Origin of the sequence: Rhizobium sp. NZLR1 (genome assembly GCF_017357385.1) — a bacterium.
Taxonomy (GTDB): domain Bacteria; phylum Pseudomonadota; class Alphaproteobacteria; order Rhizobiales; family Rhizobiaceae; genus Rhizobium.
The window spans coordinates 864,999-884,241 of sequence record NZ_CP071633.1; the positions used below are offsets into that span (position 1 = coordinate 864,999).

At 61.4% G+C, this 19,243-nt stretch carries 16 protein-coding genes; 10 read left to right on the top strand and 6 right to left on the bottom strand.

What is annotated here, in order from left to right; translation table 11 throughout:
* Window positions 1-51 precede the first annotated feature (51 nt).
* From J3O30_RS26445 to J3O30_RS26480, 8 genes are read left to right on the top strand one after another with little or no spacing between them, the layout of a single operon-like run.
* Window positions 52-1,590: a sugar ABC transporter ATP-binding protein gene (locus tag J3O30_RS26445; RefSeq protein ID WP_207585198.1), complete on the top strand. Its 1,539-nt coding sequence runs from the start codon at window positions 52-54 to the stop codon at window positions 1,588-1,590.
* 27 nt (window positions 1,591-1,617) lie between these two features.
* Window positions 1,618-2,610 carry an ABC transporter permease gene (locus tag J3O30_RS26450; protein ID WP_207584740.1) on the top strand — a complete coding sequence of 331 codons (993 nt, stop codon included), beginning with the start codon at window positions 1,618-1,620 and terminating at the stop codon, window positions 2,608-2,610.
* Between the two features lies 1 nt (window position 2,611).
* Window positions 2,612-3,616 carry a sugar-binding transcriptional regulator gene (locus J3O30_RS26455; protein ID WP_207584741.1) on the top strand — a complete coding sequence of 335 codons (1,005 nt, stop codon included), beginning with the start codon at window positions 2,612-2,614 and terminating at the stop codon, window positions 3,614-3,616.
* Window positions 3,613-4,605 (top strand): aldo/keto reductase, encoded by a 993-nt coding sequence (locus J3O30_RS26460; RefSeq protein ID WP_207584742.1) that lies wholly within the window; start codon window positions 3,613-3,615, stop codon window positions 4,603-4,605. Before J3O30_RS26455 ends, J3O30_RS26460 begins: the two co-directional genes overlap by 4 nt.
* Before the next feature lie 12 nt (window positions 4,606-4,617).
* A complete protein-coding gene (locus J3O30_RS26465) occupies window positions 4,618-6,366 on the top strand; it encodes a glycerol-3-phosphate dehydrogenase/oxidase (RefSeq protein ID WP_207584743.1) in 1,749 nt (582 codons plus the stop codon).
* A complete protein-coding gene (locus J3O30_RS26470; RefSeq protein ID WP_207585199.1) occupies window positions 6,363-7,181 on the top strand; it encodes an aldolase in 819 nt (272 codons plus the stop codon). Before J3O30_RS26465 ends, J3O30_RS26470 begins: the two co-directional genes overlap by 4 nt.
* Before the next feature lie 31 nt (window positions 7,182-7,212).
* Window positions 7,213-8,742, top strand: a complete 1,530-nt coding sequence (locus J3O30_RS26475) for an FGGY-family carbohydrate kinase (protein ID WP_207584744.1) — start codon at window positions 7,213-7,215, stop codon at window positions 8,740-8,742.
* On the top strand, window positions 8,739-10,364 hold the full coding sequence (locus tag J3O30_RS26480; RefSeq protein ID WP_207584745.1) for a GMC family oxidoreductase: 1,626 nt from the start codon (window positions 8,739-8,741) through the stop codon (window positions 10,362-10,364). Before J3O30_RS26475 ends, J3O30_RS26480 begins: the two co-directional genes overlap by 4 nt.
* 178 nt (window positions 10,365-10,542) lie before the next feature.
* On the opposite strand, the gene J3O30_RS26485 is transcribed toward J3O30_RS26480, so the two are convergent.
* Both J3O30_RS26485 and J3O30_RS26490 read right to left on the bottom strand, forming a co-directional pair.
* Window positions 10,543-10,746, bottom strand: coding sequence for a cold-shock protein (locus tag J3O30_RS26485; protein WP_003572688.1), 204 nt, complete (start codon window positions 10,744-10,746; stop codon window positions 10,543-10,545).
* Between the two features lie 110 nt (window positions 10,747-10,856).
* Window positions 10,857-11,369 (bottom strand): hypothetical protein, encoded by a 513-nt coding sequence (locus tag J3O30_RS26490; protein ID WP_207585200.1) that lies wholly within the window; start codon window positions 11,367-11,369, stop codon window positions 10,857-10,859.
* Between the two features lie 327 nt (window positions 11,370-11,696).
* Between J3O30_RS26490 and J3O30_RS26495 the strand changes: the two genes are divergently transcribed.
* A complete protein-coding gene (locus tag J3O30_RS26495; RefSeq protein ID WP_207584746.1) occupies window positions 11,697-12,809 on the top strand; it encodes a hypothetical protein in 1,113 nt (370 codons plus the stop codon).
* A gap of 88 nt (window positions 12,810-12,897) precedes the next feature.
* Here J3O30_RS26495 and J3O30_RS26500 read toward each other — a convergent pair whose 3' ends face one another.
* Together J3O30_RS26500 and J3O30_RS26505 are read right to left on the bottom strand one after the other, a co-directional pair.
* On the bottom strand, window positions 12,898-13,506 hold the full coding sequence (locus J3O30_RS26500) for a class I SAM-dependent methyltransferase (RefSeq protein WP_207584747.1): 609 nt from the start codon (window positions 13,504-13,506) through the stop codon (window positions 12,898-12,900).
* A gap of 182 nt (window positions 13,507-13,688) precedes the next feature.
* Window positions 13,689-16,568 (bottom strand): AAA family ATPase, encoded by a 2,880-nt coding sequence (locus J3O30_RS26505; protein WP_207584748.1) that lies wholly within the window; start codon window positions 16,566-16,568, stop codon window positions 13,689-13,691.
* A 318-nt stretch (window positions 16,569-16,886) separates the two neighbouring features.
* On the opposite strand from J3O30_RS26505, the gene J3O30_RS26510 reads away from it, so the two are divergent.
* Window positions 16,887-17,729 (top strand): alpha/beta hydrolase, encoded by an 843-nt coding sequence (locus J3O30_RS26510; RefSeq protein WP_207584749.1) that lies wholly within the window; start codon window positions 16,887-16,889, stop codon window positions 17,727-17,729.
* Window positions 17,730-17,922: 193 nt separating this feature from the next.
* Here J3O30_RS26510 and J3O30_RS26515 read toward each other — a convergent pair whose 3' ends face one another.
* Together J3O30_RS26515 and J3O30_RS26520 are read right to left on the bottom strand one after the other, a co-directional pair.
* Window positions 17,923-18,534 (bottom strand): VTT domain-containing protein, encoded by a 612-nt coding sequence (locus tag J3O30_RS26515; RefSeq protein ID WP_207584750.1) that lies wholly within the window; start codon window positions 18,532-18,534, stop codon window positions 17,923-17,925.
* Entirely contained in the window at window positions 18,531-19,112 is a 582-nt protein-coding gene (locus J3O30_RS26520) for a methyltransferase domain-containing protein (protein ID WP_207584751.1), read from the bottom strand. The genes J3O30_RS26515 and J3O30_RS26520 overlap by 4 nt, the downstream gene beginning before the upstream one ends.
* Window positions 19,113-19,243 lie beyond the last annotated feature (131 nt).

Here is a 19,243-nt window from a genome sequence, read left to right on the forward strand (position 1 = left end):
GTCCGGGCAGAAGCTCCGGACAGCCGCTGCGGAAATGAGGAGGAGAGGATGATGGCGTCGGTGCCGGTTCTGGAAATCCGCAATGTCAGCAAGCACTTCGGTGCGGTGAAGGCGTTGACGCAGGTGAGCTTCAGCTTGGAAAGAGGCGAGGTTCATGCGCTTTGCGGCGAAAACGGCGCGGGCAAGTCGACGCTTATGAACATCATTGCCGGCGTGCTGCAGCCGACCGAGGGGGACGTTCTCGTCGACGGCGCGCCGGTAAAAGTGACGTCGCCGGCCGTGGCGCAATCGCTCGGGCTTGGCCTCGTGCATCAGGAAATCGCGCTCTGCCCCGATGCGACGGTGGCCGAGAATATGTTCATGGCCGCTACCAATCGTCGCCGCTCGCCTTTCATGAATTATGGCAGGCTGGAGCGGGATGCGCAGGTCGTGATGAGCCGTCTGGCGCCGATCGACGTCCGCCGCAAAGTCGGCGACTTGTCGATTTCCAGCCAACAGCTCGTCGAGATCGCCAAGGCACTGACGCTCGATTGCCGGGTGCTGATCTTCGACGAGCCGACGGCAGCGCTGACGGAATCGGAGACGCAGATCCTGTTCGCTATCATCCGCGACCTCAAGGCGCAGGGTATTTCGATTATCTATATCAGCCACCGCATGGCCGAAATCTTCAGCCTGTGCGACCGGGTCACCGTGTTTCGCGATGGCCGTTATGTCTCGACGGAGAAAGTGGCGGATTTGACGCCGGACGATGTGGTGCGCCGGATGGTCGGGCGCGAGATCACCCAGCTCTATCCGGAAAAGCAGGCGCCGGCGGAGCGGACCGATGAGATCATTCTGAGCGTCCGCGATCTCGGCGACGGCAGCCGCTTCACGGATGTGAACTTCGACCTGCGCAAAGGGGAAATTCTCGGCGTTGGCGGGCTGATCGGCTCGGGCCGCACCGAGATAGCCGAAGGTATTTGCGGGTTGCGGCCGGTAATCGACGGCGAGGTGCAACTGCATGGACAGCGGCTGCGGGCGCGCTCCTATGCGCAGGCGGTGCAAGCGGGCGTCGTCTACCTGTCGGAAGACCGGAAAGGCTCCGGCATTTTCCTCGATCTTTCCATTGCCCAGAACATTGCCGTTCTCGATTTGAAGTCACTGACCGGGCCGCTCGGACTGTTAAATTCCAAGGCCGAGGCGGATCGTGCCCGCGACCTGGTTCGGCGGCTCGGCGTGCGGATGGGTGGCATCGACATGCCGGTCTCGTCGCTGTCGGGCGGAAACCAGCAGAAGGTGGCGATCGCCAAGCAGCTGGCGGTCAATCCCAAGGTCATCCTGATGGACGAGCCGACCCGCGGCATCGATGTCGGCGCCAAATCGGAAATCCACCGGCTGCTGCGCGATCTCGCGCGCTCCGGCATCGGCATCGTCGTCATCTCGTCGGAACTGCCGGAGCTTCTCGGCCTGTGCGACCGGGTGCTGGTCATCCACGAGGGCACCGTGGCAGGCGAGGTCGAGGGCGAGACGATGACGGAGGAAGCGATCATGCGGCTCGCGTCGGGTATCGGCGGTCACGATAATTCAAAGGCATCAGAGCATGCCGCATAGAGAAAAAGCAGGGCAGGAGACAAGGTCATGGCGGACGCTACGTTGGCAACGGCGCATCGGGCACGGGCGCCCGGCTGGAAACGGCTGGGGACGATGCGCGAGGCGGGACTGATCGCGATCATCCTGGCGCTCTGCATCGTCATGAGCTTTGCCTCGCCGCATTTTCTGACGCTCGGCAATTTCCGGGCGATGCTGATGTCCTTCTCGGTGGAGGGGATCGTCGTCGTCGGCATGACCATCCTGTTGATCGTCGGCGGCATTGACCTGTCGGTCGGCTCGGTCGTCTGCTTCTCGATGGTGCTGTCGGGCTCGCTGTTCCTGATGGGGCTCGATCCGTGGAGCGCATCCCTGATCGGGATCATCGCCAGCGGCCTGATCGGCTGCGTCATGGGCTTCTTCGTCACGGTTGTCGGGCTCAACCACTTCATCACCTCGCTTGCGGCGATGGTGATCGTGCGCGGCATCTGCCTGATCATTACCAAGGGTACGCCATTGTCGCTGTTCACCTTGCCGCCCTCATTCAAGGCGGTCGGGCAGGGCACGTTCTCCGGCGTCCCCTATGTGATCCTGATTTTTGTCGCGGTCGTCGTGCTGTTCGACTTCCTGCTGCGCCGGGCAACCGCCTTCCGCAAGGTGTTCTACACCGGCAGCAACGAGAAGGCGGCGCTCTATTCCGGGATCAAGACCAACCAGGTGAAGTTCTGGGTGACGGTGCTCTGCGCCACGCTCTCCGGCGTTGCCGGGGTGATCTACATGTCCCGCTTCGGTGCCGCGACCCCGACTTTTGGTGTCGGCATGGAGCTCAACATCATCGCAGCCGCGGTGATCGGCGGTGCGTCGCTGAATGGCGGCTCCGGCACGATCCTCGGGGCAATTCTCGGTATTGCCCTGCTGTCGGTCGTCACAAGCTCGTTGATCTTGCTCGACGTGTCCGTCTATTGGCAAGATATGATCAAGGGCTGCATTCTGCTTGCCGCCGTTTCGATCGACCATTTCCTGCACAAGCGGAAGGCTGCCTGATATGCCGATAGCCAAACTCAAACCCGCAAATGCGCCGCGCGAGGAAATCGTCATCGCCCGGCAGATGCACCAGGCTCTCGTCCTGCATTTCCTCGAAGGACTGACACAGGCGCAAATTGCCGATCAGCTCGGCATTTCGCACGCCACCGTCAACCGCCTGATCAAGCGCGGCCGTCAGCTCGGCCTGGTCGAGATCAAGATCAAGTCGCCGGTCGAGCCGCTGGTCGATATGGAAGAACAGCTGCGAGCGCTTGGTGGCATCGGCCGCGCCGTGGTGGTGCCGACAGTGTCCGACAATCCGCAGACGGCGCTTCAAGCCGTCGGCGAAGCGGCAGCAAGGTTGCTGCTGGAAGAGATCATCGACGGAGATACGATCTGCATCACCGGCGGCAAAGGGGTAAGCGCCGTCGTTGCGGGTCTGCAGCCGCCGCGTCGTTTTGATGTCGAAGTCATTCCGGCAACCGGGTGCGTGCAGGGTAAACACTACACCGACGTCAATCATGTCTCGACCTTAATGGCCGACCGGCTTGGGGGGCGTTCCTACCAGATCCATGCGCCGCTCTTTGCCGACGATGCCGAACAACGGGCGATGCTGATCAACATGCGCTCCGTTGCAGACGTTTTCAAACGGGCGCGCGAGGCGAAGGTGGCCGTGGTCGGCATCGGCTCGATCCTGTCGGACGATTCCAGCTATTACGACCTGCATCCCTCCTCAAGCACCGACCGCGCCGCGATCGAGCGGTCCGGCGCCTCCTGCGAATTGCTGGCGCACCTGCTCGATGATCATGGCCAAGTCTGCGACTACAGCCTCAACCGTTCGCTGGTGTCGTTGACGCTGGCGGAATTCGCCTCGATCCCCACGAAGATCGGTGTCGCGAGCGGGCCGAACAAGGCAGGCCCAATCCTCAGCGTCCTCAGGGGCAATCATCTGGATACGCTGGTGACCGATGAGGCCACGGGTGCGCGGGTGCTGGCACTGGCGAGTGGCGAAGGAAAATGGGCATGAGCGGACAGCAATTGACACGTGACATCGGCAAGTCCGGCGTTTCCGCCTCGGCGGTCGGACTGGGCACCTGGGCGATCGGCGGCTGGATGTGGGGCGGGACTGACGAAAAAGAATCCATCGCCGCGATCCAGGCATCGCTCGATGCCGGCGTGACGCTGATCGATACGGCGCCAGCCTATGGTCTTGGACGCTCCGAGGAAATCGTCGGCAAGGCGTTGACCGGTCGCCGCGACAAGGCTGTCATAGCCACCAAATGCGGCCTTGTCTGGCATACGCAGATTGGCCGTCATTTCTTCGATCAAGACGGCAAGCCTGTCCACCGATATCTCGGCCGCGATGCGATCCTGCATGAAGTCGAGGAAAGTCTGACGCGGCTCGGAACCGACTATATCGATCTCTACATCACCCATTGGCAGGACCCGACGACAGCGGTCGAGGAAACCATGCGGGCGCTGGAAGATCTGCGCACCTCGGGCAAGATCCGGGCGATCGGCGCAAGCAATGTCAGCCGCGACGACCTCAATGCCTATATCGCTGCCGGTGGCCTCGATGCGATCCAGGAGCGGTTCAGCATGATCGACCGTGAGATCGAGGCGGAGCTTCTGCCGCTGACGAACGTGAACGGCATCGCGACGCTGAGCTACTCGTCGCTGGCGCTGGGGTTGCTGTCCGGCACCATCGGTCCGGACCGTGTGTTTTCCGGCGACGACCAGCGCAAGGACAATCCGCGCTTTTCGGTCGCCAACCGCCGGAAGGCAACGGCGCTTGCCGACGCCATCCGCCCGATAGCCGAAAAACACGGCGCCAGTATCGCCCAGACCGTGATTGCCTGGACGCTGGCACAGCCCGGCGTGACCTTTGCGCTCTGCGGGGCGCGCAATCCGGCACAAGCAATCGACAATGCCCGGGCCGGCATCATCCGGCTGGATGCGGCCGATCGTGCGGCCATCGATACGGCCATAGCGGCGAAACTGACTGACATGAGATAGCGGATCGCCATCATGAAACGTGAAGAGATATTGGACGGGCTTCGCCAGAGCCCGAAGGTTGACGTGTGCATTATCGGCGGCGGCATCAACGGCATCAGCGTCTTTCGGGAGCTGGCGCTGCAGGGCCTGAATGTGCTGCTCGTCGAGAAGCACGACTATTGCTCCGGTGCCAGTTCGGCGTTGTCCCGCATGGTGCATGGCGGGCTTCGCTATCTTGAAAACGGCGAATTCAAGCTGGTGCAGGAATCGCTGGTCGAGCGCGACCGGCTGTTGCGCAACGCGCCGCATTACGTCGCGCCGCTGCCGACGACGGTGCCGGTGTTCGACATCTTTTCCGGCCTCGGCAATGGCATCGTCCGCTTCCTGGGCCTCAGCCGCCGCCCGAGCCGCCGTGGCGCCGTCGCCATCAAGGCTGGCCTGAGCATCTATGATTTCCTGACGCGCAAGCGGGCGCTGATGCCGCGCCACAAGTTTCGCGGCCGGCGCACGACGCTTGCCAAGTGGCCGGCGCTCAATCCCGCCATCAAGAGTTCAGCCACCTATTTCGACGCCTGGGTCAGCCATCCCGAGCGGCTGGGCATCGAGCTTCTGCAGGATGGTCTTTCAGGCAATTCCGGCGCGATGGCGCTGAACTATGCCGAACTGCGGCGGATGGAAAATGGCCGGTATCGCATCGAGGACCGGGTAGGCGGCGCAGCCGTTGCCGTCGAACCGTCGCTGATCATCAACGCCACCGGCGGCTGGATCGACGTCGCCAATCAAACCCTGTTTTCGCCGGAAGCACGGCCGGCACCGCTGATGGGCGGCACCAAGGGCTCGCATCTCATCATCGACAATGCGGAGCTGCGCGATGCACTTGCCGATCACATGATCTACTACGAGAACGAGGACGGACGGATCTGTATCCTGTTTCCCTATCTCGGCAAGGTTCTCGTCGGTTCCACCGATATCCGCGTCGATGATCCGGAAACGGTGCGCTGCGAGGCGGACGAGCGGGATTATATCCTGCAATCGCTCGCCTTCGTGCTGCCTGATATCACCATCCGGCCGCAGCAGATCGTTTTCCAGTTTTCCGGCGTGCGGCCGCTGCCGGCCAGCACCGACAGTTTTACCGGACGCATCCCGCGCGATCATTTCTGCACGGTGCTGGAGCCGTCCGGGGGCGGGCCGCCGGTGCATTGCATGATCGGCGGCAAGTGGACGACATTCCGGTCCTTCGGAGAACTGGCGGCCGACATGGCTCTGGAAGGGCTAGGCAGAGGGCGCAGCGTTGCGACAACCGATCGGCCGATCGGCGGCGGGCGGGCATTTCCCGCCAACAAATCCGCCTGGCTTGCGCAGGTGGCGTCCGCCAAAGGCCTTTCCGGCGGGCGCATGGCTGAGTTGTTCGCCCGGTACGGCACGGATGCTGAGGCGATTGCCGGTTTCATCGCGGCAGGCCCCGATGCAGCGCTGCCGCACGCCGGCTATTCGGTGCGCGAATTGCAGTTGCTGATCCGCGATGAAGCAGTGGAGCATCTCGACGACCTGCTTTTGCGGCGCACCACGCTCGCCGTTTCGGGCGAGCTTTCGCTCGACATGATGGATGCCGCGCTCGACCTGCTGGCGCAGGAAAAGCGCTGGACGCCGGGCCACCGTGCCAGTGAGCGTCACCGTTTTCTCACCCTTCTCAACGAACGCCACGGCGTCAACGAAGACATGCTTTCCGCAAGGAACGAACCAAGGAGCACAGAATGCGACACAACAGCAAAGTCCGGATGAACCGGCTGTTCGACGGCGGCCGCTGCCTCGACGTGGCGATCGATCACGGCGTTTGCAATGAGCCATCCTTCCTCGACGGGCTGGAGGATATTCAGGCCGTCGTCAACGCCTTGGTCGCTGCCGGGCCGGATGCGATCCAGATGAATTACGGCCAGGCGGACCTGCTGCAGGACGTGCCCGGCAAGGCCAAGCCGGCGCTGGTCATGCGCATCGACATGGGCAATCCTTATAACCGCGTTCGCCATCGCGAGATGTGGGCGGTGCTGCAGAACGAGTCCGAGCCGTTGATCGGCGCGATCGAGATGGACGCGGCCTGCGTCGTCGTTAACCTGTTCATGCTGCCGGACGAGCCGGACCTGTTCCGCCAGTGCGTTGCGAATATTTCCCGCGTGCGGGCCGATTGCGACAAATATGGCATGCCGCTGATGATCGAGCCGCTGGTGATGCAGCCGGTCACCGCAAAGGGTGGTTACATGGTCGATGGCGATGCCGACAAGATCGTTACGTTGACCCGGCTCGCCCGTGAGATGGGCGCCGACATCGTCAAGGCGGATCCGACCACCCATGCCGAGGATTTCCACAGGGTGGTGGAAGCGGCCCGGTGCCCGGTTCTCGTCCGCGGCGGCGGCAAGGAAGATCTTCGCGCCGTCTTCGACAAATCGGCGGCCTTGATGCGACAGGGCGCTGTGGGCATGGTCTATGGCCGCAACATCTATCAGCACGCCAATCCGAGTGCCGTGGTGCGCGGGCTGATGGCGATCGTGCACGAAGATGCGAGCGGCGAACAGGCCTTTGCGCTCTATCAGCAGGGCTGAGAGCGATTTCGAACCTTCGGAGGGGTTCTGCATGGGAGATTATCTTTTGGGGCTCGACGCCGGAAATACCGTCATTAAGGCGGTGATTTTCGACCGGCACGGCAACGAGGTCGCGGCTGCCTCCGAGGAGGGGCACAGCCGCATGCCGAGCCCCGGGCATGTCGAGCGGGGGCTGGACGAACTCTGGATGAATGCACGGCAGGTCATCCGCGCCTGCATCGAAAAGGCAAAGATCCGGCCGGAGGAAATCGCCGCGATCGGCTGCGCCGGGCATGGCAACGGTCTCTATGCGCTTGACCGCGACGGCGCTCCGCTGCTCGCCATCCAGTCACTCGACACGCGGGCGGCCGGGCTGGTCGACGAATGGCGGGAGGCCGGCGTCGGAGAGCGGACCTATCCGATTGCCCGCCAGCGTCCTTGGCCGTCCCAGACGCCGACATTGCTTGCCTGGCTTAAGCGTTACCGGCCGGAGCTTTTCAGCCGCATCGGCACGGTGTTCTTCTCCAAGGATTTTATCGTCAACCGCCTGACCGGTCGCCGCGTCAGCGAGGTTTCCGACATGTCAGGGGCCGGTTTGCTCGATCTTGCCGCGCGCCGCTACGACAAGGCGCTGATGGAGGCTTATGGACTGGGCGATTGCATGGATCTCCTGCCGCCGCTCATCGAAAGCGCCGACATTGCCGGCACGGTCACGGAAGAGGTGGCGACGCAGACCGGGCTGGCTGCCGGCACGCCGGTGGTCGGCGGGCTGTTCGACGTAGTCGCCTCGGCGCTCGGCTCGGGCGTTTCGTGCACCGGCAGTGCCTCGATCATTGCCGGCACCTGGAGCATCAACCAGGTTATCATCGACGGTCCCGACCTCGACGGGCCGGTGTTCATGTCCTCGACCTTCGATCGCACGCGTTACATGGCGATGGAGAACAGCGCCACCTCGGCTGCCAATCTCGAATGGCTGGTGCGGGAGTTCTTCGAAGGCGAGCATGCGGAAGGCGTTTCCCCTTTCGATGCCTGCTGCGCGCTGGCTGCGGTGATCAAGCCCGCCGCAGACGACCCGCTCTATCATCCCTATCTCTACGGCGCCCAGCAGGACGGCCACGCACGCGCCGGCTTCTACGGTCTTGCCGGTTGGCACACCAAGGGGCATCTGGTTCGCGCGCTTCTCGAAGGTGTCGCCTTCGGCCATCGCCAGCATATCGAGGCGATCCGAAAGGCCGGCGCTGATTTCAACGAAGCCGTGCTGTCCGGCGGCGGCTCGCGCAGCCTGATCTGGCCGCAGATCTTTGCCGATGTGCTCGGCGTTCCCGTCACCGTCGCCCGCTCGCGCGAAACCGGTGCGCTGGGGGCGGCGATTGCGGCTGGAATCGGCGTCGGCATCTTCGCGGACTTCGGCACTGGTGCAGCGGCGATGGTGCAGACCGAGCGGCATTACCGGCCGGATGTCTCGCTTGAGGGGCATTATGCGCGACGTTACGCTCTCTATCTTGAAATCGCCGAGGCGATGGCGCCGCTCTGGCGGCGTCTGACGGCAGTCGCGCCGGCGGCAGCGGGAGTGGCGGCGTGAACATGCGTGTGAATGATGCCGCCATTGATGCGGGAAGCTATGATTACATCATCGTCGGCGCGGGATCGGCGGGATGTGTTCTGGCCAACCGGTTGTCGACTAATCCGAAAACCCGCGTCCTGCTGCTCGAAGCCGGCGGCAGCGACCGGTATCATTGGGTGCATGTGCCGATCGGCTATCTCTACTGCATGGGCAACCCGCGGACCGACTGGATGATGAAGACGGCAGCGGAAGCCGGACTGAACGGCCGGTCGCTACCCTATCCGCGTGGAAAGGTGCTGGGCGGCTGCTCGTCGATCAACGGCATGATCTACATGCGCGGCCAGGCGGCCGATTACGACGGCTGGCGGCAGGCGGGAAATTCCGGTTGGGGCTGGGACGACGTGCTGCCCTATTTCCTGAAATCCGAGGACAATTATCGTGGCAGGTCGCGGATGCACGGGGCAGGCGGCGAATGGCGGGTGGAAAAGCAACGGCTCTCCTGGCCGATCCTCGATGCCTTTCGCGATGCGGCCGAAGAACTCGGCATTCCCAAAACCGACGATTTCAACGATGGGGACAATGAGGGCTCAGGCTATTTCGAGGTCAATCAGCGCGGCGGCCTGCGCTGGAACACCACCAAGGCCTTTCTGCGCCCGGCGATGAAGCGGGCCAATCTGCGGGTGCTGACCAGCGCTGAAACAGAGCGGCTGGAATTCGACGGCAGGAGGGTGACCGGCGTGCGGTTCCGGCTGAACGGGCAAACTCATCTGGCGCGCGCCGGCCGCGAGGTCATTCTGTCTGCCGGTGCGATCAATTCGCCGAAAATCCTGGAGCTCTCCGGGGTCGGCCGCCCGGATGTGTTGTCGGCTGCCGGACTTGATGTCACCCATGAACTTCCGGGTGTCGGTGAGAACCTGCAGGACCATCTGCAGATCCGTACGGTTTTCCGCATCGAGGGCGCAAAGACGCTGAATCAGCTCTATCACAACCTGTTCACCCGGGCGGGCATGGGGCTTGAATATATGCTGCGCCGGTCCGGTCCGCTGTCTATGGCGCCCAGCCAACTCGGTATCTTTGCCAAAAGCGATCCGGCGGTTGCGACCGCCGATCTCGAATATCACGTGCAGCCCTTGAGCACCGACCGGCTGGGCGAGCCGCTGCACACATATCCCGCCGTCACCGTTTCGGTCTGCAATCTGCGGCCGGAAAGTCGGGGCACCGTGCATGTTGGCGGCCCGGACCTTTCCGTGGCACCGGAAATCCGCCCGAATTATCTTTCGACCGTCGGCGACCGGATCGTTGCAACAAAATCGATTCGGCATGCCCGCCGGCTGATGGAGGCCGGGGCCATCGCCAAGTACCGGCCACAGGAAATGCTGCCGGGCGCGGAATACCAAAGTGACGAGGATCTGATTCGTCGCGTCGGCGATATCGCCACCACGATCTTCCATCCGGTCGGCACCTGTAAGATGGGCAGCGACACGATGGCGGTCGTCGATTCACAATTGCGGGTGCATGGGCTGGCGAAGCTGCGGGTCGTCGATGCATCGATCATGCCGACGATCGTCTCGGGCAATACCAACTCGCCGGTGATCATGATTGCCGAGAAGGCCGCCGAGAGTATCCTGTCAGGGCAATAGCTCTTGGGATTGCCTGAAGTGAATGCGTGAAACGCCTTGCCGTCCCGGTACCCCAAAACGACACGCGCAACGCTTGGTTACCGTCGTGACAGCCTATCGCGCTAAGGCATTCTTGCCTGCGGACTGCGACGAGGAGCCCAACCCGCTTAACGCGGGCTGGGCAATCTTCGACTTTCGATCAGAGGGTTGAGACGTTCTCAGCCTTTGATTTTCCGGTCTTGCGATCCTGTCCGACGTCAAAGCTGACCTTGTCGCCTTCGCGGAGCGAGCCGCCGCGCTGCAGCGCAGACACGTGCACGAACACGTCTTGTCCGCCATCCTCAGGGGTAATGAAGCCGAAGCCCTTGTCGTCATTGAAGAATTTAACCGTACCTGTCGGCATGAGATAACTATTCCTTGTGTCATTCGTCGATTTGCGAAAGCGAAACTATACCGCCGACGCTTCTCTATCAACCTTCATGCCGTTGACGCAATTCAAAAGCAACGAAGGCACTAGCTTCGTTGAAGGTCAATCAGGCTCGTGACAACCGATCGACCTGTGGCGGGGTCGGTATCGACGGTCGTAAGACGCATCCCCGACGCACCGATCTTTTTGATCGTCATCTGCGCACGTCGATCGCCATTTACCTCCTTGGCCCACTTTATCGCGAGGTTTATGGCATCGCCGTTGCGCTTGCCGCCAAGACCCGCGGTGCCGGTTCCCGCCCCGACATAGGAGCCGGTGTAGCTGTCACCGCTCGTCTTGAGATTGGCGCTGATGATGCGGGAAAAGATCATGAGGCTGGTGCAGCGCCCATTGAGTGCGAGGGAATTCGTGTTTGTGTCCGACTTGAAGCGGCACGTGACTTTGAGAGTGGGTGCATTTGTCCGCACTTTCACCGTCCCTTTACCGCTCCAACTTCCCGCAAGTGTTTTTAGGAAGGCTGATTCGTCGGCATGGGCACCGCCGGCCATGACCCCCGACCCGGTCGCAATGGCGACGGAGCATGCAATGACCTGGATCATGTGAGTAATTTTTGGCCCACGGGACATCAGCATCACGACGCTTAGCAAATCGAGGAGAAGGGTCGTCATATAATCGCTCGGCGGTGATTTGGTTCCGTATGGGAAGCATTCAGGCTTGCAACTCACTCCTCTTGCGACGGTGGTGTCATGCGCGCGTGCGTATCAACAGGATCGACGTAGGAATGCTGCCCAAGCGTGCATAAAGGGATTGCGAATCCTTCGCATCAAGTTGTAGATCGGGATTATGCAAGCCGATCAGAATGACGCCAACTCCGCTGCTCGTCATCGGTTGCTGTCTGAAGCTTTACCGGCGCGCGGCGCTGTCACATGAGGGGTCCAACGCCATTGTCTTCGCTTGTACTCCCCAGTCGCCCGCTTTCATTGGCGCGCAACGTCATCTCCACGCCGAACGCCTACTTCTGGTCAACGCCCATTATCCTGGCGTTGGCTGTCTTTCTATTCGTCTCGGAAGCACCGGGCGTGATCCGCGATTTCCAGATCAGCCAGAACCCTTTGGTACTCGAAGATGGTGACGTGCAAAACGGGAAATGCACGACACGCAAGGCAGTCTTCACCGACTGCGAGGCACGCCTTGTCTACAGCTACGGTGGACGAAACTACGACACCGAGGTCGAGGTCATGTTCGTCGATTTCCATACCGGCGATTATGAAACCGGTCTTGTGATTTCCGCCGATCATCCGGAACTCGCGACGATGAGTCTCGGTCTAGACATGCTCTGGAACAGGATTATCACCCTCACTCTGTTTGTGGTCCTGCTTGGCGCCATGAGCCTGGGGATGATTTTTCTCGGTATCCGCATTTGGCGGGTCAAGGGGCAATTGCGCCGGCCCGCCAGGCTGATCCCGGTCCCGGTCGAGATCAGCGCATTCGACCGAAAACGCGGCGTCCTTTCCATCACCTACAATGACAAGATTGCCGCCGACAAAACAGGGCGTTCGGCTTACACGCGGATGAAGAGCGGACAGGAACCGCTGATCGTCGGTGAAGCCAATGGCAAGGCGATCGGACTGGCTGTCCGGCACGGCAATACAGCCCTGCCAGTGCTTCTGGACGATCGTCTGCAGCGGGTCGAGCTCACGGATGCCGAGCGCACCGCGGCTCTTGCACCCTTAGCGCATAAGCAAGCAAGCGATCAGGGTGTGCCGGTGCTGATTGAAGAAGCCAAAAGAACGGTATCGATATGGAAGCGGCTGCAGTTTTTCTTCGGTGTGTTGCTTCTGATGGTCGTCGGTGTGGTCGGCTTCTGGCTTTGGTATGTCACAACCTCCTCGACGCAATTCCAATCGCCTGGAATGGACATCAACAATCTCATGCCGGCGCCGTTAAACGCGTGGGGATGCGAGCAACTAAAGAAGCGGTTTGGTCAGGATCGCGCGCCGTTCGGTTGCGTCGCCGCCGATTACACGAGCTGGAAATGAAAACGGCCTGCGCAGCCGACGCCTATCGTTTGATAAGGAACGCCTGATAGCAGCCTTTGCATCGCGAAGCGCACGAAATCGCTGCGCGTCATCCGGGTTTCCGTGCGTAAAATGTGTTCCACGCTTCGTTGTTACGACCCAAGCGGTATGCGTCCCATTCAAGATCCATGCCGGCGGCCTTGATGCACAGCGCGAAGTCGTCCCGGCGCCAGTAGGTCATATGGTAGGCACCGCTCGTCTCCCCGTCGCCATCACGCATCGTCACCAGGAAGACGCCTCCGGGGCGTAGCGCTGCGACGATCTTTTCAAGGACTTGGCCGGTCTGGTCGCGAGGCACATGGATGAGGACACAGAGAGCGATCACAGCGTCATAGGGGCCGCCGAGGTCGTCGGTGATGACGTTGAGGAACTCGCCCTGCTTGCCGCGCGCCGCCTGCAGTTCGAGAAAGCGTTGCGTGGCATCGGTTCGCCTTACCAAAACGCCCTGGGTCTCAAGGAAATCCGCATCCCATCCGGGGCCGGAGCCAATCTCAAGGATCCGGCCTACTTTGCCGGCGGCGACGGCGACTTGACGCAACGCCGTCTCCAGGCTGGGTGAGGGAAACGGATCAACGATGCGACTATAATCATCCGCACAATCTTCATAGGAATCGATCGTGCGTTGCGTGCCGGCCAAAGTGGCGGAAGAAGTGGGCATTTTGACCTCCGAATGATGGAATACTAACGCCGCTCAGCGCTTCGTATCACCATGCTCAGCGTAAGGCCGCGCACGCACATCAGGCAAAATGCCTAGGCAACGAAAGAATTGAATGCGATGCCGACCTCGTGAGAGCGGCCAATCAGGAGGGTTCAGCCAGGCAATCTCCTGGAAGCTAACATCTAGGCGGGATCAACCATCCGCAGCCGGTGCGCCATCGCGGCTGCAGCGCCGCGGCTGGGGACGGAGAGTTTGCTCAGGATGTTGGAGACATGAACGCTCGCCGTTTTCGAAGAAATGAACAGATTGTCGGCGATCTCGCGATTGCTTTGTCCTGCAGCGACAAGCCGGAGCACCTCGAATTCCCGGTCCGTCAGGCCAAGCGGTGCCTTCGGCATACCGCCGTCCGTCCCACCTCGAAGATCAATACGAGCCTTTGCGGCCAGCGTCTCGATCTGATCGCAGAGGAGGCGGGCGCCGATCGAATGGGCAAGATCAGCGCCTTGCCGTAAATGACCCGCACCCCTGGCGCGCTTGCCGGCATTCACCGCAGCGCCACCGGCCTGCATAAGGGCATAGGCCTGCCGAAAGGGCCGGCTCAAATCAGCCCAGTTTTGGGCAAGCGCTTCCCAGCCATCGAGGTCGGACCCCGCGGTGCGCGACATCTCGGCCGAAATGCCCAGCCTCTCGGCCTCCTCCACTATGTTGCGGCACGGCGACCGAGCGGCAAGGTCCGCGAGCTGCCGGGCGGCATCTTTCTGACTCATATCGACGGCAACACGCATGGCCGAGGCCAGCAGCGGCCATGAGACGCTTCCTTGCTTCTCGATATGGGTCGAAGCGGATCTTATCAGTATCGCAGACTGATCCGTATCGCCCGCCAGCGCGCAGCTTTCGATATCGAATCTCAGAAGATTGGCCGCCATGCGGCTCGCAACCTGAGGACCCGGTGGCAGAGCGCGCAAGGAGCTTGCGGCTGCGGCAATTCGATCCGAATCCCCTAACACCAGGGCAATCTCCGCCTGGCATTCGAAAACATGAACAAGCCCAAGCGGCAGCGGATCCAATGCCGCCATCCGTTCGCACGTCTCAATGGCTTCGGAAACGCGGCCGACGGCGAGCAAGGCGCGGCACAAAGGCGAACCCACGATCGCCCCGATATACCGGGCCTGACCGAACTCGACGGTCCGCGCAAAGATCGCCGGTCCGACTTCGATGACCTCAGCGTATTTTCCTGTCGCAAACAGGGCTTGAAGGAGGGAGGCACCCGCCAGCACCTCGACCCGGCCGATGGAGGCTTGCTCGGCGCGCTTGGCCACGCTCCAATGGGCGTCGATGCGGGAACTGTCCGATGCCATGTCCACAGAGGCCGCGACGATCAGCGCCTCGATACGGTACTCCTCGTCATCGAGCCTCTCCGACAGATCCTTCAGTTCGTCGCCTAAGCGCCTGGCGCGATCGAACTCTCCCCGCAATATCAGCGCCCGGGAAAACTGCCCCAGTCCGTCCGCGCGCAGCCTTGTGGGATCGAGCGCATGATCAAGCGCTCGTTCCAGATCGGCGATTTCGCCTGGGATAAGCGTGTGCTGACGCATCACCGCGCGCTGCAGCAGAAGGGCTGCCAGCTGCGTGCCGTCGCGCTCGGCATCCACCTCGGCGAGTGCGCGTTCGACAAAAGCCAGTCCCTGTTCCGCTTCCGCTGCCCAGCAGGCGGCATCGGCAGCCAGTTCCAGCACCCTGCAGGGATCCGCGCCGATCAAGTCGGCCGCATTATCGACGTCGGGCCACGCCGCCAGCACGAGCTTCAGCATCTCCATCTGGTCCGCATAGGCGAAAGTCGCGGCGCCTTCTGCAGCCGATTGCCAGGCCCACCGCAGGCAATGTTCGGCTTCGCCGGCACCGTGCCAGTGGCGGGCGAGCGCAACGGCATGCCAAACCCGGTAGCTTGGAACCGGACCGCGTTCGAGCACTTCGGCATAGGCGCGATGAATGGCCATCCTCTCGCCGGCAATCAGGTCGCCTCGCACCGCTTTGTGGATAAGGGCGTGGCGGAACGCATATCCGTCGCCATCGGGCACCAGGATCCCGGCCGAAATCGCAGGGCGCAGCAAATCTGCCAGTTCAAGGTCGGACTTATCCGCCACGCTGCGAAGAAGCCCATGGGCGATATGCGGGCCGCCGAGCGCCGCCACCTTCAACAGCTCGGCCGTGGACGCCGGCAAATCCCTGACGGCTTTGAGCAGGTAGTCGATGAGCGAGCCGGGAAAATCCGTACGCAAGCCTCCGCTTGCATCGATGAGGGCCTCGGTGAAAAGCGGTATCCCGCAGCACCGCGTATGAACCTCATTGATGACAGCAGGTGTTGGCGGGCGCCCGAGCAGCCCTTTGAGTTGTGCTGCGACCTCCGCCCGCGTGAGGCGGGGAAGCTTCAACACCTCGGCACCCTCGGAAAGGGAGAGGTCGGCAATAGTCGTCCGCAGTGCGTTGCTGCCGCTGGTCTCCTCGGGTCGATAGGTGACGATCAGCATCAGCCGAATTTTCCTCAGCCGCGCCGCGAGGAAGCGAAGCAGATCGCACGTGGTCTGGTCGGCCCAGTGTATATCCTCGACGACCAGGACGAGCGGCATTTCTCGTGCAAGCTCTTCGAACAATTTTCGCAGCGCTTCGAACAGCCGTGCTCTTGCGATGCCCGCATCATACCTTTCGGAGGTCTCGCCGAATTCGGGAAGAAGCCATGCCAACTCACGGGCACCCTCGGCGCCGACAAGCGACCGCGCTGATGGCGCGCCGCGCAGCTGAACCAGTTCATGGAGCACAGCCGTCACAGGCGCATAGGGCAATGCTGATTCCCGCTGCTCGATGCAGCCGCCTTTCAGGAACAGGGCACGGCCGGACAGTCGGTCGGCAAACTCTTCAACCAGCCGGCTCTTGCCGCCGCCGGCTTCTGCCCCGAGAAGAAAGGAACGTTGCCGCCCGCCGGAGACATCCCGGAACGCGGCTTCCATCGCATCGAGTTCTGCTGCGCGGCCAGAGAACAGAGATCGTCTATGAGATGTCGGCACAAAATCCTCCGGTACGTGCGGTTTGAGATTAGCAGAGATGGAGACGTAGTCATCCCATGTGCGGCGAACATCGGCCGAGGAGCGATGTGCCGATTTCGGACACCGGCGATCTCCATCGACGCGCAGCTGTTCAATTTTCCACGGGTGGAAGGGGATTTGGTGTCAGTGCCGCCGCTGTTGCTCCCGAGTGTTTTTGACCTGTCCTACTGAAAATGCCCGATGCGGCACCGCTGCCTTAGCCCCAATATGGGGATGCCTGCTGATACCAGGACCCAAGGTTTTCGCCGCTTCACCCAGTACACGTAAAGGACGCCCCAAGTGAGTGAACGCATTATCAGATTTGACGACGTCGAGATCGCCACGCAGGCATTTGGCAACCCGGCGTATCAGCCGATCCTGTTGATCATGGGCGCCATGGCGTCAATGCTGTGGTGGCCGGACGAGTTCTGCCAAACACTTGCCGATCGCAAATTTTATGTCATTCGCTACGACAATCGAGACACCGGCCGCTCGACGATCTACGAGCCGGGGGAACCTCCCTATACAATGGACGACATGGCTGAGGACGCCATCAGAATACTCGATGGCTACGGTATCGACGGCGCCAATCTGATCGGAATGTCGTTGGGCGGCACGATCGCCCAGATCGCAGCGCTCTCGCATCCCGAACGCATCAAGACGCTGACGCTGATTTCCACCACGCCGATGGGCATTGATACCAGTGCTCTACCGCATACCACCGGCGCCTACATGGCGCATGCAGCGACGGGCGAGACCGTCGACTGGACAGACGATGCCCAGGTCATCGAATTCCTTGTCAAGGATACTCAAGAGATCGCCGGTGTGGCCCATCCCTACGACGAACGGCGGGCGCGCGCCTTTGTCGAACGGGACGTCAGGCGGGCGAAAAGCTTCGTCAGCGCCACCAATCATTTCATGCTGAAGGGCGGCCAGACCTTGAAAGGAAAATTGGGAGAACTGGCCGCGCCCCTGCTTGTCATACACGGAACGGCGGATCCGATTTATCCGGTTGAACACGGCGAACTGCTGGCAAGAACTGTCCGGGGAGCGAAGCTTGTTCGGCTCGAAGGTGGCGGCCACGAAATTCATCCCGATGATTGGGAAGAGATCGTTTCCGCTATCGACGCCCACTTGCGGTGATCCAAGAGAGAGCGAGGGCGTGCCGGATGGCTACGCCCTTCCGTACATCCGGCTCGCGTGCAGCAGGCGTTGCGAATAGGGATGTTTCCACGGTACCTCTTCGACCTCGACGATCTCGCCCGCTTTGGCAACGCGCCGTTAAGCGGGATGCTTGCCTCCCACTCTACGAACTAGCCCTTGCTCGGTCTGAGGCTTATGTTCGCGCCGTCCTCTGCCGCCGCATGAGCCATCGCATGCTGCCTGCAACTACGATTTCAACGGCCACAAGCGCCAAGGACAAGAGAACGCCTGTTTTGACCGGGTCATGGGCGGCTCCGCGCAACACGAATCCGGTGGTCAGGAAAAACGTGTTATAGGTCGTGATCCCGATCGCCGAGGCGACGAGAAAACGATCGGCCCGCAGCTTAAGCACGCCGGCCGGCAACGACAGGTAAAGCCTCGCTACAGGGATTATCTGGCCGCAGAGTGAGACAGCGAAGTGATTTCGGCGATAGGCATTGGCAAGATGCCGATAACGTTCGAGGGGCAGAAAGACGAACCTCCCGTATTTGTCGACCGCCCGAGTGACACGCTCTTCTCCAAAGGAGCGACCGAACGTGTAGACACATGCTGTCCCAATCAACGAACCGCTGGACGTCACGACAATGACGGCAGCCAGCTCCATGATCGTCGACGTGGCGGAGCCGAAGATCAGCAGCATGAGATAGGAGGGTACGATGGGTATGGTCTTTTCGAACACCGCCGCGGCGAACATGCCCAAGACGCCAAATTGAACGACTAGGGGCAACAGCTCCGATGAGCTCATGCCATCGTCTCCTCAACACGCCGCGTAATGCGATAGACCGCTGCGGGTGGAAGGTTGAGATAAGCTCGTCCCAGGCGTTTGGCCTCAAGACCAAGTTCCGCAAGTATGGACTTGTGCACCGGACAGGCAGCCCCATAGGTGAACAGGAAGAACTCGCCGCCGGACTTTAAACAGGAGAAGGCGCCTTTCATGATACTGGCGACCCTTTGATGCGACATGTTTAGCAGTCCCAGGCCGCAAACGATCGCGCCCACCGGAATATCGGACAATGTCAGCCGGTTCAGTTGCTCCGCATTCATTTCCAACAACCGGGCCCGGGGAAACCGCGCTTCCAGAAGCCTTGCGAAGTCCGGACTGCACTCGATCAGAGTGAGGTTTTCTTCCCGGACTCCGCGTTCGATCAGGGCCTGCGTGAATGCTCCCGTTCCTGGTCCAAGTTCCAGAACCTTACCCGTCCGCGCCGTAATGTCCCTTGTCATCAATGAAGCCAAGGCGCGGCCGGACGGTGCAATGGCCGCCACGCTGCGCGGATTGCGAAACCATTCGCCAAGGAACAGAAAAATATCAGTGATGCCCATGCCGCGCTCCGTTCGTTTCGTAAAGCAATGGCAAGAGCATGAGTATTTTTAGGGTGTACATCATTGTTGATCCGGGTCACGGCACCAGACTGAATGCGGAAAGCGTTTGTGCCTCATACACAGCTAATGTC